This is a genomic window from Pseudomonas sivasensis (genome assembly GCF_052938085.1).
Window position 1 is genome coordinate 341,024 of record NZ_CP176442.1, and the last position, 16,637, is coordinate 357,660.

A 16,637-nucleotide genomic window follows, 5' to 3' on the forward strand; every position below is an offset into this window, starting at 1 on the left:
TGAATGTCCACATGCGAAGAGGGAATACATCCCGGGGCAGCGTACCGCCCCGGGGTCAGCAGTATTACTTGGCGAGATACGCTTTGACGGCCTCCAGACCTGGTTTGCCATCGACGGTGGTGACCCCTGCAAGCCAGGTGTCGAGTACTTCTGGGTTCTTTTTCAGCCAGGCCTTGGCGGCGGCGTCGGGCTTCATCTTGTCGTCAAGGACGTTACCCATCAGGGTGCTTTCCATGTTCAAGGTGAACGACAGGTTTTTCAGCAGTTGGCCAACGTTGCTGCATTCCTGGGTATAGCCCTTGCGGACGTTGGTGTAGATGGTGGCCTGGCCGTAGTTGGGGCCGAACGAATCGTCACCCCCGGTCAGGTACTTCATCTTGAAACGGGTGTTCATCGGGTGCGGTTCCCAGCCGAGGAACACGATGGCCTGGTCGCGCTTGGAGGCGCGTTCCACCTGCGAGAGCATTCCGGCTTCGCTGGATTCGACCACTTTGAAGCCGGCGGTTTTCAGGCCGAAGGCGTCTTTATCGATCAGCGTCTGGATGGTGCGGTTGCCGTCGTTGCCCGGCTCGATGCCGTAGATCTTGCCGCCCAACTCATCCTTGAATTTGGCGATATCGGCGAAGTCTTTCAGACCTTTGTTGTACAGCGCCTCGGGGACCGCCAGGGTGTATTTGGCGTTCTCCAGGTTGGCGCGCACGGTTTCCACGGTGCCGGCATCACGGTACTGCTTGATGTCGTTTTCCATGGTCGGCATCCAGTTGCCGAGGAAAATATCCATATTCTTGCCGTCGGCCAGGGACTTGTAAGTCACCGGTACCGAAATCATCGTGGTGCGCGGCTTGTAGCCCAGGCCCTTGAGGATTTCGCTGGTGGTCGCGGTAGTGACGGTAATGTCGGTCCAGCCGACATCGGAGAAGTTGACGGTCTTGCACTGTTCCGGTTCTGCAGCGTGCGCCATGACGGGAAGACTCAGCATGGCGGCCAACAACAACGAGGGTGAACCTTTCATCTGGGTAGACTCCTGTGTTTTTTCTGGCGGCCTTCGCCGCGCTTTATAAGTGTTGCGGTTGGAGCGTGCGACAACAGCTCTGCCACGGTGCCTTGCAAACGAGTCGAGACTGATCATGTACCAGTGAAAATCTGACGCCTACAGGGGGCGTCGTATCCAGTACAGGGAGGGTCGCATCCAGTGTCGGTGACGTCGCTTACAGGTTTTTCCCAAGGCAAAACCGCAGTTTTTGCCCATCTGCGCCGCTGAAAACGGCCAAAACAGGCGATCGCACGCGAGCGACGCTGGTGAGCATGGGTGCGTCGGTGTGAGACGCCGTGACGGCAGATAAAACCTTGATGATGCCGCCATCTGGGCGATCTGAGCGTAGCAGCTTGTTCAAGTCCGGCCCGTGCTTATCGAGGAGTTCCACGTTAATGGCTATCAGCGTTTTCGACCTGTTCAAGATCGGCATCGGGCCTTCTAGTTCTCACACCGTCGGCCCCATGCGCGCCGCGGCGTTGTTCGTCCAAGCACTGCGTGAACGTGAATTGTTGGAACAAGTACGGCGCGTCGAAGTTCAGCTGTACGGCTCGTTGTCGGCCACCGGCATCGGCCACGGCAGCGACACCGCAACCATCATGGGCCTGATGGGCGAGTGGCCGGATGCAATTGATCCGTCGCAGATCGGCCTGCGCATCCACACCCTGCGCGAGACCGACACACTGCTGCTGGACGGGCGTTTGCCGGTGCCGTTTGTATGGGCACGGGACATGCGTCTGCTCGATGAGAACCTGCCGTTCCACCCCAACGCCATGACCTTGGTGGTAGTTGGTGATGATGGCGAGCTGCACCGCGACACCTACTACTCAGTGGGCGGTGGTTTCGTGGTGGATGAAGCCCAGGCCCGAAGCGGCGTGGCGGATATGGACCGCACCGAGTTGCCCTATGACTTTTCCAGCGCGGTGGAGTTGTTGCAGTTGTGCAAGACCCACAACCTGCGCGTTGCCGAGTTGATGCTGGCCAACGAAAAGGTCTGGCGCTCCGAAGAAGAAATCCGCAGCGGCCTGATGAAGCTTTGGCGCGCCATGCAAGCGTGCGTGGAGCAGGGCCTCAAGCACGAAGGCATCCTGCCTGGCGGCCTTAACGTGCGTCGCCGCGCGGCCAAGTTGCACCGCAGCCTGCAGGAGTTGAACAAGCCTAATGTGATTGGCTCGACGTTGAGCGCCATGGAGTGGGTCAACCTGTTCGCCCTCGCGGTCAACGAAGAAAACGCCGCCGGTGGGCGCATGGTCACCGCGCCCACCAATGGCGCGGCGGGGATTATTCCGGCGGTACTGCACTACTTCATGAAGTTCAGCGACGAAGTCACCGAAGCCAACGTGGTCGACTACCTGCTCAGTGCTGCGGCGGTAGGGATTCTGTGCAAGAAGAACGCCTCAATCTCGGGTGCCGAAGTCGGTTGCCAGGGGGAAGTGGGTTCTGCGTGTGCCATGGCCGCGGCCGGGCTGGCCGAGATTCTTGGCGCTACGCCGGAGCAACTGTGCAACGCCGCCGAAATTGGCCTGGAACACAACCTCGGCCTGACCTGCGACCCCGTGGGTGGGTTGGTGCAAGTGCCGTGCATCGAGCGCAATGCGATTGCGGCGGTGAAAGCGATCAACGCGGCGCAAATGGCCTTGCGTGGCGACGGTCAGCACTTTATTTCCCTGGACCGGGTAATCCGCACCATGCGCGATACCGGGGCAGATATGCATGACAAGTACAAAGAGACATCGCGGGGTGGGTTGGCGGTCAGTGCGGTGGAGTGCTGATGAGCTTGTTGTGATGAACAGGGCCTTAGTGATGAACAGGGCTTTTGTGGTGAGCCGGGTTTTTGAGGTGAGCGTGCTTTTGTGGTGAGCGGGCTTGCCCCGCGCTGGGTGGCGAAGCCGCCCCAATCAATAAAGGCACCACATAGTTTCAGATAAAACCCGGTCGCCTGATTTTGGGGCGGCTTCGCCACCCAGCGCGGAGCAAGCCCGCTCACTACAAGTGAACACTCCAACCAAAATCGCCACCTTTTAGCGCGTCGCAAACAGATAAGTAGCTCCCGAACGATTTTCCCTCCGACCACCCGTCACCTGTGCATGGGGTGACAGACTTCTCCTACGCCCGCAAAGCGCCTTCCCACAAGTGCTACCGATCTGCTCACACCCCTTAGCAGTGCTGCTCCTACGTCCCTTTTCGACCGTATCCCGCACTTCCTGCGCGGGCTTATATAGACACGTCATAAGGTCGTTTTCAGGAGTTATTGAATAGCCATTCAATTTTAGGCATGGCATTTGCTCTATCTATTTAAAGCGTCGCCTTCCTGAGGCCGACCGCCATAACAAGAGCCTCGCCTGAGGCCAACACCCGCTTAGTGTGAGGAGATACCGCGATGACGTCGTTCAACTCAGGGGCCCAACCCCAGAACCGTGCGCCTCAATCCATCGGCTTTTTGCTGTTGGACAATTTCACGCTGATTTCCCTGGCGTCAGCCGTGGAACCGCTGCGCATGGCCAACCAATTGTCCGGCCGCGAGTTGTATCGCTGGACAACCCTGAGTGTCGACGGCAACCAGGTCTGGGCCAGCGACGGTCTGCAAATCACCCCCGATGCCTCCATGCACAAAGCTCCGGCCCTGGACACCGTCATCGTGTGCGGCGGCGTGGGTATTCAGCGCACCGTTACCCGTGAACACGTGTCGTGGCTGCAAAGCCAGGCGCGCCAGTCCCGCCGTCTTGGCGCCGTCTGCACCGGCAGTTGGGCCCTGGCTTGCGCCGGCCTGCTTGATGGGTTTGATTGCAGCGTGCACTGGGAATGCCTGGCGTCGATGCAGGAAGCCTTCCCGCGCGTGGCCATGAGCACACGCCTGTTCACCCTCGACCGCAATCGCTTCACCAGCTCCGGCGGCACCGCGCCGCTGGACATGATGCTGCACCTGATCAGCCGCGATCATGGCCGCGAACTGTCGGCAGCGATCTCCGAGATGTTTGTGTACGAGCGCATCCGCAACGAACAGGATCACCAGCGTGTGCCGCTCAAGCACATGCTGGGCACCAACCAGCCGAAGCTGCAGGAAATTGTGGCGTTGATGGAAGCCAACCTGGAAGAGCCTATCGACCTGGACGAACTGGCGGTGTACGTCGCCGTGTCGCGGCGCCAGCTGGAGCGCCTGTTCCAGAAATACCTGCACTGCTCGCCGTCGCGCTACTACCTCAAACTGCGCCTGATCCGTGCACGGCAGTTGCTCAAGCAAACGCCGATGTCGATCATCGAAGTGGCCTCGGTGTGCGGGTTTGTGTCTACGCCGCACTTCTCCAAGTGCTACCGCGAATACTTCGGCATTCCGCCACGGGATGAGCGCGTCGGTTCCAACACCACCCAGCAGGTGGCGATGATGCCGATTCCGCAGGCGTTGGTGTTGTCACCGTTGGCCGGGCCGATGTCGGCGTTGAGTCAGGCGCGCAATGAGTCGACTTTTGCGAGCGTGCGGCTTTAGACCGAGTTGACTGCATCGGGAGCAAGCCCCCTCCCACATGGGAATGGATTCCAAGTGTGGGAGGGGCGGTGCGACGATTCGACTTGCTCTCGATAGCGTTCTATCAGACACCAGAGTTCTGCTTGAACTGCACCAAAGCCGGCAACAGCTGCTTATCAATCGCCTGACGCACTGCCGGCAGGATCGTCGCGCTGCCGCTGTACATCTGTTCCACCATGCCCTTGAGCGCTTTAGCCCGTGCTTCGCTCAAACCGCGCACGGCGCACTCGCAGGCCTGCTCAGCGGTGGCGCCGCTGGACACGTCGAAACCCAGTGAGCGCAGTTGGCCCAGCAGGTCATCCTGGTCAATCAAATCCGCATGCATCATGACGTTTATCCTGGTGAGGGGAGCGAGGTCTGACTGGGATTCTGGTAGCCGCCCATGCGGTCGGCAAGGGCAGAATGCGCGAATGCCTCAGATGGCTATGAGCGTGTCGTTTTCGGGCCATTTGCCAACCGCACTTATCGGCACACTGAACCCAGGCACACAGCTTGACGGTTTGGTCACCCTCGGGATGTACGGCTCACACAAGGCACTCTGCCCCGATCCACTCCACATTGGATCGGGGTTTTTTTTGCTTATTGTCTGACCGGCAAACCGATGACACGGCCAAGCAGGGCAGGCTTGGGCAGGTCAGCCTGTGCAGCGCTGACAGCGATGATTTTTTCCAGCGTCGCCTCGGTAAACGGCGCCGAATGCGGGCCGGCCAGATCGACGTGCAAGAGCATCTGTTCGTTACCCGCCAGCGCCCGCTCTTTGCCCACAAGATGCAGGCTGTGATAGAGGTGCAGCCGCTTGGCGTCATGGGCGATCAGTTGGGTATGCACCTCAACCTCGGCGCCGAGTTTCACCTCATGCAGGTAGTTCAGGTGCAGTTCCAGGGTGAACAGCGAGTGGCCGCTGGCGTCGCGGTTTTCGCTGTCCAGGCCCAACGTGTCCATCAGCGCGTCGGTCGCGTAGCTGAAGATCAGCAGGTAGAACGCGTCGCGCAGGTGGCCGTTGTAGTCGACCCACTCGGGGAGGATTGCTGTGGTGTAGGTCGTCAGTGCAGGCATGGAAAACTCCCGGATCAGTACTCGGTCAAAATGTGGGAGGAGCTTGCCCCCGATAGCGGTGTGTCAGTTGCCAGATTTCTTGACTGATCCACTGCTATCGGGGGCAAGTCGATTCGTCGCACCGCCCCTCCCACATGGGTTATTCGGCGAAAGCCATACCGTGCTTGGCTTTGGTGGTTTTTACCGCTTCCAGCACCGCCAACAGGCAATCATCACGATAGCGTTCCAGTGCCGAAATGCTGTGTGTACCCAACTGATCGCTAGTGCCATCCACCACATCATCAATCAGTTTGTCAGTCAGCTCGGGCGCTGGCAGATACGTCCACGGCAACTGCAGTGCCGGACCAAACTGCGCCATGAAATGCCGCATCCCCGCATCGCCGCCCGCCAGGGTGTAGGTCAGGAAGGTGCCCATGAACGACCAGCGCAACCCTGCGCCAAAGCGGATGGCATCGTCGATTTCGCCGGTGGTCGCCACGCCGTCATTCACCAGGTGCAACGCTTCACGCCAGAGCGCTTCGAGCAGGCGATCGGCAATGAAGCCGGGGACTTCCTTACGCACATGCAACGGGCGCATGCCGAGGGATTCGTACACCTTGATCGCGGCTTGAATAGCGTCGGGCGCGGTGTTTTTGCCGCCGACCACTTCCACCAATGGCAGCAGGTAAACCGGGTTGAACGGGTGGCCGACCACGCAGCGCTCAGGGTGGGTCGAGCCCTCGTAAAACTCGCTCGGCAACAGGCCTGAGGTGCTGGAGCCGATCAATGCATTGGGCTTGGCTGCTGCGCTGATCTTGCTGTGCAGTTCCAGCTTCAGCTCCAGGCGTTCTGGGGCACTTTCCTGGATGAAGTCAGCGTCTTTTACGCACTCTTCAATGGTGGCGACAAAGCGCAGGCGGTCTTGGGATGCGCCGGGTGCGAGGCCTTGTTTCTCAAGCGCACCCCATGCGTTGGCAACGCGTTTGCGCAGGGCGGCTTCGGCGCCGGGGGCCGGATCCCAGGCGATTACATCAAGGCCGTGGGCGAGGGCGCGGGATACCCAGCCACTGCCGATGACACCGCTGCCGAGCGCGGCGAAGGTTTTGATTTCGGTGATAAAGCTCATGGCACATTCCTAAAGAGGTTGGTAATCCCCTGTGGGAGGGGGCTTGCCCCCCTATAGCGGTGTGTCAGTCAATACAGCTGGTGCTGATCCTCCGCCATCGGGGGCAAGCCCCCTCACACATGTTGATCAGCGGCGTTTGGTGAGGCCCATCTTTGCCCGGCCCTCTGCGGGGGTCATGACTCGCGCGCCCAAGCGGCTGAGGATCTCACTGGCTCGTTCCACCAACTGCCCATTGGTCGCCAGCACGCCCTTGTCCAGCCACAGATTGTCTTCCAGGCCTACCCGCACATTGCCGCCCAGCAGTACCGCTTGCGCCGCCATCGGCATTTGCATGCGGCCGATGCCGAAGCCCGCCCACACTGCGTCGGCGGGCAGGTTGTCGACCATGGCTTTCATGGTGGTGGTGTCGGCCGGCGCACCCCATGGGATGCCCAGGCACAGTTGGAACAGTGGGTTGTCGAGCAGGCCTTCCTTGATCATCTGCTTGGCGAACCACAGGTGGCCGGTGTCGAAAATTTCCAGCTCAGGCTTAACGCCCAGCTCTTGAATACGTTTGGCGCCCGCCCGCAGCTGTGCCGGGGTGGAGACGTAAATGGTGTCGCCATCGCCGAAGTTCAGCGTGCCGCAGTCCAGTGTGCAGATTTCCGGCAGCAGTTCTTCCACATGGGCCAAGCGCGTCAGCGGGCCGACCAGGTCGGTATTGGGGCCGAACTCCATCGGGTTCTCGCCGCCGCCGATCTCCAGGTCGCCGCCCATGCCGGCGGTGAGGTTGACGATGATGTCGATGTCCGCCTCGCGGATGCGCTCCATCACTTCGCGATACAGCGCCACGTCGCGGCTGAACTTGCCGGTTTCGGGGTCACGCACATGGCAGTGCACCACGGTGGCGCCGGCCTTGGCGGCTTCAACCGCTGCGGCTGCGATTTGTTTGGGGGTGACCGGCACGTGTGGGCTTCTGGCGGTCGTGTCGCCAGCACCGGTAAGTGCGCAGGTGATGATGACGTCGTGATTCATGAGACGGTTCCTTACAGGCGTGGTGATGCCGTTCGCAGCCGTGTCTGGCTGCGAAGCAGTGGTTGAAAGTGTGTTACTTGCCGGTCAATTGCAGGTTGGCGGCGGCCGGTTTGCCATCGAAGGTGGTCACGCCTTCCAGCCAGCGAGCCTGGTCTTGAGGGTGATCCTTGAGCCACTGCTTGGCCGACTCGATAGCGTCCTTGTGATCCAGCAACGGCTGCATCATTCGGCTCTCGTCGGCCGCGGTGAAGGTCAGGTTGGTCAGCAGTTTGTGCACATTGGGGCACTGTTCGGCGTAGGTCGGCGAAGTGACGGTCCAGACGGTTGCCATGCCTTCGTTCGGGCCCAGGGCGTCGTCGCTGCCGGTGAGGTAAGTCATCGCCACGTTGACGTTCATCGGGTGCGGCGCCCAGCCAAAAAACACCACGGCTTCCTTGCGGCGAACGGCGCGGTCGACGGCGGCGAGCATGCCGGCTTCGCTGGATTCCACCAGTTGGAATTTGCCCAGGCCGAACTGGTTCTTGGCGATCATCGCCTTGATCTGGGTGTTAGCCCCCGAGCCCGGCTCGATGCCGTAGATCTTGCCACCCAGTTCTTTTTCGAATTTGGCGATATCGGCGAAGGTTTTCAGGCCCTTGTCCGCCAGGTAAGTCGGCACGGCGAGGGTGGCGCGGGCGTCTTCCAGGCTTGGCTTGTTGAGGACTTTGACTTGTTTGGCGTCGACAAATGGCGTGATGGTCTGGGTCATCAGCGGGTTCCAGTACCCCAGGAACAAGTCCAGGCGCTGGTCGCGGATACCGGCGAAGATGATTTGCTGGGAGGCGCTGGTTTGTTTGGTCTTGTAGCCGAGGCCGTCGAGCAGTACTTGGGTCATGGCGCTGGTGGCGATGACGTCGGTCCAGTTCACCACGCCCATGCGCACGTTCTGGCATGAAGCGGCATCCGCTGCCATCACATTAGTGCTCAAAATAGCGCTGGCACTGAGTGCAAGCACGCAGCGGCTGATCAGTCGATTCATGGTGGATCCCTCGGCAGGTCGTTATTGTGGGGTCCGGCGTCTTTGTGCGCCGTGCAGCCAAGTTACGCAAGCCAGGGGCCAGCAAAACGCACGGCGGCGACCACCTCTTGCACTGCAGCGACCTGCCCCCTTGAATCCGCCCCTGAACGGGAGTATCACAGTGCCACGCTGCCCGTCCGACGAGAGCGCCACCATGTCCCAGGATTTCTACTTTCTGCTGATGCCGGGGTTTTCGGCCATTGGTTTTATCTCCGCGCTGGAACCGCTACGGGTGGCCAACCGCTTTCGTGGCGAGCTGTACCGCTGGCATGTGCTGAGTGCCGATGGCGGCGCGGTGTTGGCGAGCAATGGCATGTCGGTCAACGCGGACGCCGGGCTGGAACCGCTGAAAAAAGGGGCGACCTTGCTGGTGGTGGCCGGCTTTGAACCGCTGCAGTTCGCCACCCCCGCCCTGGAACACTGGCTGCGTCGCCTCGACCACGACGGCGTGACCCTTGGCGCCATTGATACCGGCGCCTGCGTCCTCGCCGAAGCCGGCCTGCTTGACGGCCATCGCCTGACCCTGCACTGGGAAGCCATCGACGCGTTCAAGGAGTCCTATCCTCACCTGACCGTCACCCAGGAGCTGTTCGAGATCGACCGCCGCCGCATCACCTGCGCCGGCGGCACCGCGTCCATCGACCTGATGCTCGACCTGATCGCCCAGGCCCACGGCCCGGAACTGGCGATTCAAGTCTCCGAACAATTCGTACTCGGCCGCATCCGCCCACGCAAAGACCACCAGCGCATGCAGATCGCTACGCGCTACGGCATCAACAACAAAAAATTGGTGCAAGTGATCGGCGAAATGGAGCAACACACCGAACCGCCCTTGAGCACCTTGGCCCTGGCCGAAGCGATCAAGGTGACTCGGCGCCAGTTGGAGCGGCTGTTTCGCCTGCATCTGAATGACACGCCCAGCAACTTCTACCTCGGCCTGCGTCTGGAAAAGGCCCGGCAACTGCTGCGCCAGAGCGATTTAAGCGTGCTGGAAGTCAGCATTGCCTGTGGGTTTGAGTCGCCGTCGTATTTCACGCGCAGCTATCGCGCGAGGTTTGCGAAGTGCCCGAGGGAGGATCGGCGACGGGAGGTGGTTTGACGGGCAATTATAGTCAATTATACTCGTAGCTATAATTTATAGTCCTTTCAATAATTGAGTATAAAACCATGTCCAAGAACAGCGGTTTCGTGTTCCGCCGCCCAGTCCTGGCGCGCAGCATTGCCGATGGTCTTGTGGGGGCCGGTATTCAGGATTTCACTTCCGGCCTGTTTCTCGCAGCGCCGCGCCGCACCGGTAAGAGTACTTTTTTACGCGAAGACCTGATCCCGGAGTGTCAGCTTCGGGGATGGCTGACCGTGTACGTGGATTTGTGGGCCGACAAGGAAAAGGACCCCGCCGAGTTGATCGCCAGCGCCATAGCCGCTGCGCTGGTTCCCTATGAAAAGGGCATTCGTAAGCTGGCCAAGAATATCGGGATCGAGAAGCTCAGCTTTCTGCGTACCCTGTCTTGGGATTTCAGCAAGCCGCAATTGCCGGTCGGCGCCACGTTGACCCAAGCCTTGGAGTTGCTCCACAGCGTTGCGCAAAAAACCGTCGTGCTGGTGATAGACGAAGCGCAGCACGCATTGACCAGCGATTCGGGTATCAACGCGATGTTCGCGCTCAAAGCTGCCCGGGACCAACTCAACCAGGGCCGTGACGAGGAGGGCAGCGGATTGCATCTCGTGTTCACGGGCTCCAATCGCGACAAACTGGCCCATTTGGTGCTGGGCAAAAGCCAACCGTTTTTCGGCTCCAGCATTACGCCGTTTCCGTTGCTGGGCAAAGAGTTCACCCAGGCCTACACCGTGCACCTCAATGCGCACTTGGCCCAAGACAATCAATTCAACGCTGCGGATATCGACGAAGCCTTCGAGTTGGTCGGTCGTCGTCCCGAAATGCTGCGCACGATCATCGGCGAAGTGGCGTTGGAGTTGGGCGAGGCCAGCAATCTGGGCGAACTGCTGCACAGCCGCGCCGAACTGCTGCGCGCGGGTGTATGGACCGAGTTCGAAAGCGCCTGGAACGCCCTGACGATCCCGCAGCGTGCGGTGTTGGAGGTGATGGTGGAGCGCTCACACAACAACGAACCTTTTGCGCCGTTTACCGACAGCACACTGATAGCGGTCAGCAAGGCGCTGGAGGACATGGGCAGCGACGTGGTGCCGGGCACCCAGACCATTCAGGCCTGTATCGATGCGTTGCGCGATAAGGAGCTGGTGTGGAAGTCGAGCCGGGGAGGTTATGCCCTGGAGGACAAAACGTTCGGCGACTGGCTGCGGCACAAGCGCCATACACCCCACTGAAAACACCACAGACCCAGTGTGGGAGGGGGCTTGCTCCCGATAGCGGTAGGTCAGCCAATGCATGAGCAAGCTGATCCACCACCATCGGGAGCAAGCCCCCTCCCACAGTGGATTTCGGCGTGGCTTATTTCTTCAGCAGGGCGGAGCACGCGGTCTTGAAGGCCTCATGCTGATACTTGTTCAACGTCGCCGGCAGTTCAAAGGTGTGCTTCTTGTTCTGCGCATTGATGGTCTGCGGCGACAGCAACGTCACCTCAACCCCCTCCAGCAGTTGAAACACCCCTTCAATCTTGAACGTGGTCGGGCCACCGGCGAATTCGCCTTTTTTGCTGCGTTTCTTGATCGCGATGTGAGTGACGGCGTTGGCCTGCACGAAGGCCTTCACCTGGGCGGCAAAGGCTTTGACGTTGGCCGCTTCATCATCGTCTTCAAGGGCGATTTTCTTGGTAGCCAGGGCGACGTGGCTCAGCGCCTGGTTGTCCAGGGAGGCGACAGCGATGATGGCTTCGCTGCCTTTGATTTCGATGCCGCAAATTGTCATTCAATAGCCTATTTAGAAGAGGAGGACTGGGTAGCCGGTATCAGTAATGCCTGTCTTCCTCTTTATGCTGATAAATCTGGTGGATCGTCCAGAACATCAGGATAAGGCACACAATCATCAAGCCGGCGCTGACGCTCATGATGTAGAAGTTAGGTGAGCTCGATTTCAGGTTCGCCTTAATGCTATGCACCGTCGGGAACCATTTTGAATACACCACCTCGACCGGACCGCCAACCTTGTAGCCACGGTCTTCGACGTAGCTGCTGTTGTTCACCATGCCTTCTACGCGCTGGCCTTCATGATCGAACGCATAGTACACATTGGTGCTTGAGTCCCGTGGGCCGATGCTTTCAAGTTGAATGATTTGCCCGATGGTCTCTACGGGCGCCGCTTTGATCAGCGCATAGGGTGCGCCCCGGTCTTTGGACAAAAACAGCATCAGCGCCAATGCCAGCATGGCGAAAAACAGCAACGTGGCGCGCGTGAACAGGAAGTCTCGTTGCGCTTCGCGTGGGTAGTACATGTGACGTCCTTTTCAATTGTTTTTAACGATTCAGACCTACTCATTCCTGCCCAATCGACTCCAAAAACTCCGACCGCTCATCACTCATCCGCGCCAGGCAGTCATTTTGCGCAATCGCATAGGCTTTGGTGCCGGTCACTGCCGGGAAGGTGTCCACCGCGCAATCGGCGTCACGTAGTTTTTCCCACTTCTGCTGGGCGTCCTTCAGACGAGCGGTAATGTCGGCGAGCTTGGTCTTGTCGCTGCCATAGGTAGAACCCATGCGTTCCAGCAGGCCCTGATAGTTGTCTTTCAACAATTGTTCGGCGGTGGTTTTGTTGTAAGTGGCGCATTCCAGGGTTTGCTTGTCGTTTTCGATGCCATCGCACGGCGTGCTGTCGGTGTCTTCAGCCGCGTGGACGCCGGTTGCGATGAGTGCCAAAGCCAGGAAAATCGATTTCATTGCGCCGTCTCATATCAGGTGATGCGGGAATTCTGGCTCAAGCGTAAGACAAAGAACAGTCGCCAGTCAGAGCTGTCATGTAGGCCTTTGTCGCGGATTGACGCTTTCGGCAATTCCCCTGTCGTTTTTGCACCCGGCTCAGGTTGCCCCTGGGCATATGCTGGCCCCAAAGCGCCGGCAGACGATTCGGCGCATGAATCGCCAATAAGGGGACGCCTGATGAGCCCAGCCGAATTGCACGCCGACAGCATCGTTATCGACGGGCTGATTATTGCCAAGTGGAACCGCGACCTGTTCGAGGACATGCGCAAAGGTGGCCTCACCGCCGCCAACTGCACCGTGTCGGTGTGGGAAGGGTTTCAGGCCACCATCAATAACATCGTCGCGAGCCAGACCCTGATCCGCGAGAACAGTGACCTGGTGATCCCGGTGAAAACCACCGCCGACATCCGTCGCGCCAAGGAACTGGGTAAGACCGGCATCATTTTCGGCTTCCAGAATGCCCACGCGTTTGAAGACCAACTCGGCTACGTCGAGATCTTCAAGCAGCTCGGCGTTGGTGTGGTGCAGATGTGCTACAACACCCAGAACCTGGTCGGCACCGGTTGCTACGAGCGTGACGGCGGCCTGTCGGGCTTCGGGCGCGAGATCGTCGGCGAGATGAACCGCGTCGGCATCATGTGCGACCTGTCCCACGTCGGCTCCAAAACCTCCGAAGAAGTCATCCTCGAATCGAAAAAGCCGGTGTGCTACTCCCACTGCTTGCCTTCCGGCCTTAAAGAGCACCCGCGCAACAAGTCCGATGCAGAGCTGAAGTTCATCGCCGACCACGGCGGCTTTGTCGGCGTGACCATGTTCGCGCCGTTCCTCGCCAAGGGCATCGATTCGACCATCGACGACTACGCCGAAGCCATCGAATACACCATGAACATCGTCGGCGAAGACGCCATTGGCATCGGCACCGACTTCACCCAGGGCCATGGCCAGGATTTCTTCGAAATGCTGACCCATGACAAGGGTTACGCCCGCCGCCTGACCAGCTTCGGCAAGATCATCAACCCGCTGGGCATCCGCACCGTGGGCGAGTTCCCCAACCTCACCGAAACCCTGCTCAAGCGCGGCCACAGCGAGCGCGTGGTGCGCAAGATCATGGGCGAGAACTGGGTCAACGTGCTCAAGGACGTCTGGGGCGAATAAGCCACCGCTGACACTTCTTTACCCTCGGCCATCCGGCGCCGAGGGCATCCAAACGAATTTTCTGGAGTTAAGTTTCCATGGCCAAGATCGCCCCTCAATTGCCTATCGAAGTCGACAGCGAAACCGGTGTATGGACCTCCGACGCCCTGCCGATGCTATACGTGCCGCGCCATTTCTTCGTCAACAACCACATGGGCATCGAAGAAGTCCTGGGCGCTGACGCCTACGCCGAAATCCTCTACAAGGCCGGCTACAAATCCGCCTGGCACTGGTGTGAGAAAGAAGCTGAATGCCACGGCCTGGAAGGCGTCGCGGTGTTTGAACACTACATGAAGCGCCTGTCGCAACGCGGCTGGGGCCTGTTCAAAATCCAGGACATCGACCTGGATAAAGGCACCGCCAGCGTCAAGCTCGAACATTCGGCGTTTGTCTACGTGTACGGCAAGGTCGGGCGCAAAGTGGACTACATGTTCACCGGCTGGTTTGCCGGCGCGATGGACCAGATTCTTGAGGCCCGTGGCAGCAAGATCCGCACTGTGGCCGAACAAGTCTACGGAGGCTCCGAAGAGGGCCACGATGACGGCTTGTTCACCGTCAAGCCGTTGTAAGCCGAGGACCGTGCCATGGCTTTCGAAGCAATGTTCCAGCCGATCCAGATCGGCAAACTGACCATCCGCAACCGCGTGCTCAGTACCGCCCACGCCGAGGTGTATGCCACCGACGGCGGCATGACCACCGATCGCTATGTGAAGTACTACGAAGAGAAAGCCAAGGGCGGTATTGGCCTGGCGATCTGCGGCGGTTCCTCGGTGGTCGCCATCGACAGCCCCCAGGAATGGTGGAGTTCGGTGAACCTGTCCACCGACCGCATCATCCCGCACTTCCAGAACCTGGCGGACGCCATGCACAAGCATGGCGCCAAAATCATGATCCAGATTACCCACATGGGCCGTCGCTCGCGTTGGGACGGCTTTAACTGGCCGACCCTGATGTCGCCGTCCGGTGTACGTGAGCCGGTGCACCGCGCGACCTGCAAGACCATCGAGCCGGAAGAGATCTGGCGCGTGATCGGCAACTACGCCAGTGCTGCCAAGCGTGCCAAGGCCGGTGGCCTCGACGGTGTGGAACTGTCGGCAGTGCACCAGCACATGATCGACCAGTTCTGGAGCCCGCGGGTCAACAAGCGTACCGACGAATGGGGCGGCACCTTCGAAGGCCGCATGAAGTTCGGCCTGGAAGTGTTGAAAGCCGTGCGCGCGGAAGTCGGTGATGACTTCTGCGTGGGCATGCGCCTGTGCGGTGACGAGTTCCACCCGGACGGCCTGTCCCACGAGGACATGAAGCAGATCGCCAAGTATTACGACGACACCGGCATGCTCGATTTCATCGGCGTCGTCGGCTCGGGTTGCGACACCCACAACACCCTGGCCAACGTAATCCCGAACATGAGCTACCCGCCGGAGCCGTTCCTGCACCTGGCGGCCGGTATCAAGGAAGTGGTCAAGGTTCCAGTGCTGCACGCGCAGAACATCAAGGACCCGAACCAGGCCACGCGCATCCTTGAAGGCGGCTATGTGGACATGGTCGGCATGACCCGTGCACACATCGCTGACCCGCACTTGATCGCCAAGATCAAGATGGGCCAGATCGACCAGATCAAACAGTGCGTCGGCGCCAACTATTGCATCGACCGCCAGTACCAGGGCCTGGATGTGCTGTGCATCCAGAACGCCGCGACGTCCCGTGAATACATGGGCGTGCCGCACATCATCGAGAAATCCACCGGACCGAAACGCAAGGTCGTCGTAGTCGGCGCCGGCCCGGCCGGGATGGAAGCTGCGCGTGTTGCAGCCGAACGTGGCCACGAGGTAACCCTGTTCGAGAAGAAAGAATTTATTGGCGGGCAAATCACCACTGCTTCCAAGGCTCCGCAACGCGACCAGATCGCGGGGATCACGCGCTGGTTCCAACTGGAACTGGCGCGCTTGAAAGTCGACCTGCGCCTGGGCGTGGCGGCCGATGCCGAGACCATCCTGGACCTGCGTCCAGACGTGGTGGTGCTGGCGGTCGGCGGGCATCCGAACATCGAGCAGAACGAACATTGGGGCGCGGCCGAAGGCCTGGTGGTGAGCAGCTGGGACGTGCTCGACGGCAAAGTCGCGCCGGGCAAGAACGTGCTGGTCTACGACACCATCTGCGAATTCACCGGCATGTCGGTGGCGGACTTCCTGGCGGACAAAGGCAGCCAGGTGGAAATCGTCACCGACGACATCAAGCCGGGCGTGGCGATTGGCGGTACGTCGTTCCCGACCTACTACCGCAGCATGTACCCGAAAGAAGTGATCATGACCGGCGACATGATGCTGGAAAAGGTCTACCGCGAAGGCGACAAGCTGGTGGCGGTGCTGGAGAACGAATACACCGGCGCCAAAGAAGAGCGGGTGGTGGACCAGGTGGTGGTCGAGAACGGCGTGCGTCCGGACGAAGCCATCTACTACGGGCTCAAGGAAGGTTCGCGCAACAAGGGTCAGATTGACGTTGAAGCCCTGTTCGCGATCAAGCCGCAGCCTTGCCTGAGCGAGACGGGCGAGGGGTACTTGCTGTTCCGCATCGGTGACTGTGTGGCACAGCGAAATACCCACGCTGCCATCTATGACGCCCTGCGCCTGTGCAAGGATTTCTGAAACCACAGGGCCAAAAATGTGGGAGGGGGCTTGCCCCCGATAGCGGTGGGTCAGCGACAACTGTACCGACTGACAGTCCGCCATCGGGGGCAAGCCCCCTCCCACATTCGGGTCAG

Annotated in this window: 16 protein-coding genes; 7 read left to right on the forward strand and 9 right to left on the reverse strand. The window is 59.9% G+C overall.

Annotated elements, in window-relative coordinates:
• Positions 1-64 precede the first annotated feature (64 nt).
• A complete protein-coding gene (locus tag ACKZ62_RS01645; protein WP_032884025.1) occupies positions 65-1,012 on the reverse strand; it encodes a choline ABC transporter substrate-binding protein in 948 nt (315 codons plus the stop codon).
• A gap of 416 nt (positions 1,013-1,428) precedes the next feature.
• Between ACKZ62_RS01645 and ACKZ62_RS01650 the strand changes: the two genes are divergently transcribed.
• Together ACKZ62_RS01650 and gbdR are read left to right on the forward strand one after the other, a co-directional pair.
• The gene (locus tag ACKZ62_RS01650; RefSeq protein ID WP_032884024.1) at positions 1,429-2,805 is read left to right on the forward strand and encodes an L-serine ammonia-lyase; all 1,377 of its coding nucleotides are present in this window, start codon (positions 1,429-1,431) and stop codon (positions 2,803-2,805) included.
• A gap of 608 nt (positions 2,806-3,413) precedes the next feature.
• Complete coding sequence (gbdR, locus tag ACKZ62_RS01655; protein ID WP_032884022.1) at positions 3,414-4,517, forward strand: choline metabolism transcriptional regulator GbdR; 1,104 nt, start codon at positions 3,414-3,416, stop codon at positions 4,515-4,517.
• Between the two features lie 103 nt (positions 4,518-4,620).
• On the opposite strand, the gene ACKZ62_RS01660 is transcribed toward gbdR, so the two are convergent.
• The 5 genes from ACKZ62_RS01660 to ACKZ62_RS01680 all read right to left on the reverse strand — a co-directional run bounded on the left by ACKZ62_RS01660 (position 4,621) and on the right by ACKZ62_RS01680 (position 8,749).
• Positions 4,621-4,884: a hypothetical protein gene (locus ACKZ62_RS01660; protein ID WP_032884020.1), complete on the reverse strand. Its 264-nt coding sequence runs from the start codon at positions 4,882-4,884 to the stop codon at positions 4,621-4,623.
• 251 nt (positions 4,885-5,135) lie between these two features.
• Complete coding sequence (locus tag ACKZ62_RS01665; RefSeq protein ID WP_447096250.1) at positions 5,136-5,612, reverse strand: thioesterase family protein; 477 nt, start codon at positions 5,610-5,612, stop codon at positions 5,136-5,138.
• Between the two features lie 139 nt (positions 5,613-5,751).
• Entirely contained in the window at positions 5,752-6,717 is a 966-nt protein-coding gene (locus tag ACKZ62_RS01670; RefSeq protein ID WP_447096251.1) for an L-carnitine dehydrogenase, read from the reverse strand.
• 126 nt (positions 6,718-6,843) lie between these two features.
• Entirely contained in the window at positions 6,844-7,731 is an 888-nt protein-coding gene (locus ACKZ62_RS01675) for a 3-dehydrocarnitine:acetyl-CoA trimethylamine transferase CdhC (protein ID WP_122682001.1), read from the reverse strand.
• A 73-nt stretch (positions 7,732-7,804) separates the two neighbouring features.
• On the reverse strand, positions 7,805-8,749 hold the full coding sequence (locus ACKZ62_RS01680) for a choline ABC transporter substrate-binding protein (protein WP_447096252.1): 945 nt from the start codon (positions 8,747-8,749) through the stop codon (positions 7,805-7,807).
• A 193-nt stretch (positions 8,750-8,942) separates the two neighbouring features.
• On the opposite strand from ACKZ62_RS01680, the gene ACKZ62_RS01685 reads away from it, so the two are divergent.
• Both ACKZ62_RS01685 and ACKZ62_RS01690 read left to right on the forward strand, forming a co-directional pair.
• The gene (locus ACKZ62_RS01685; protein WP_032884013.1) at positions 8,943-9,887 is read left to right on the forward strand and encodes a GlxA family transcriptional regulator; all 945 of its coding nucleotides are present in this window, start codon (positions 8,943-8,945) and stop codon (positions 9,885-9,887) included.
• Between the two features lie 68 nt (positions 9,888-9,955).
• Complete coding sequence (locus tag ACKZ62_RS01690; RefSeq protein ID WP_447096253.1) at positions 9,956-11,134, forward strand: AAA family ATPase; 1,179 nt, start codon at positions 9,956-9,958, stop codon at positions 11,132-11,134.
• Between the two features lie 124 nt (positions 11,135-11,258).
• Here the strand turns inward: ACKZ62_RS01690 and ACKZ62_RS01695 are convergent, their stop codons facing one another.
• Genes ACKZ62_RS01695 through ACKZ62_RS01705 form a run of 3 tightly spaced genes read right to left on the reverse strand, consistent with a single transcriptional unit; the run spans position 11,259 to position 12,640 of the window.
• Positions 11,259-11,675, reverse strand: coding sequence for a DUF3010 family protein (locus tag ACKZ62_RS01695; RefSeq protein WP_447096254.1), 417 nt, complete (start codon positions 11,673-11,675; stop codon positions 11,259-11,261).
• Positions 11,676-11,715: 40 nt separating this feature from the next.
• Positions 11,716-12,198, reverse strand: coding sequence for a hypothetical protein (locus ACKZ62_RS01700; RefSeq protein WP_122754262.1), 483 nt, complete (start codon positions 12,196-12,198; stop codon positions 11,716-11,718).
• 40 nt (positions 12,199-12,238) lie between these two features.
• Positions 12,239-12,640, reverse strand: coding sequence for a lysozyme inhibitor LprI family protein (locus ACKZ62_RS01705; RefSeq protein WP_032884009.1), 402 nt, complete (start codon positions 12,638-12,640; stop codon positions 12,239-12,241).
• Positions 12,641-12,859: 219 nt separating this feature from the next.
• Here ACKZ62_RS01705 and ACKZ62_RS01710 point away from each other — a divergent pair, with 219 nt between their 5' ends.
• From ACKZ62_RS01710 to dgcA, 3 genes are all read left to right on the forward strand, one after another.
• A complete protein-coding gene (locus tag ACKZ62_RS01710) occupies positions 12,860-13,837 on the forward strand; it encodes a dipeptidase (protein ID WP_032884008.1) in 978 nt (325 codons plus the stop codon).
• A 77-nt stretch (positions 13,838-13,914) separates the two neighbouring features.
• Positions 13,915-14,445 carry a DUF5943 domain-containing protein gene (locus ACKZ62_RS01715; protein ID WP_005792152.1) on the forward strand — a complete coding sequence of 177 codons (531 nt, stop codon included), beginning with the start codon at positions 13,915-13,917 and terminating at the stop codon, positions 14,443-14,445.
• A gap of 15 nt (positions 14,446-14,460) precedes the next feature.
• Complete coding sequence (gene dgcA, locus ACKZ62_RS01720; protein ID WP_447096255.1) at positions 14,461-16,521, forward strand: dimethylglycine demethylation protein DgcA; 2,061 nt, start codon at positions 14,461-14,463, stop codon at positions 16,519-16,521.
• Positions 16,522-16,637: the final 116 nt, after the last annotated feature.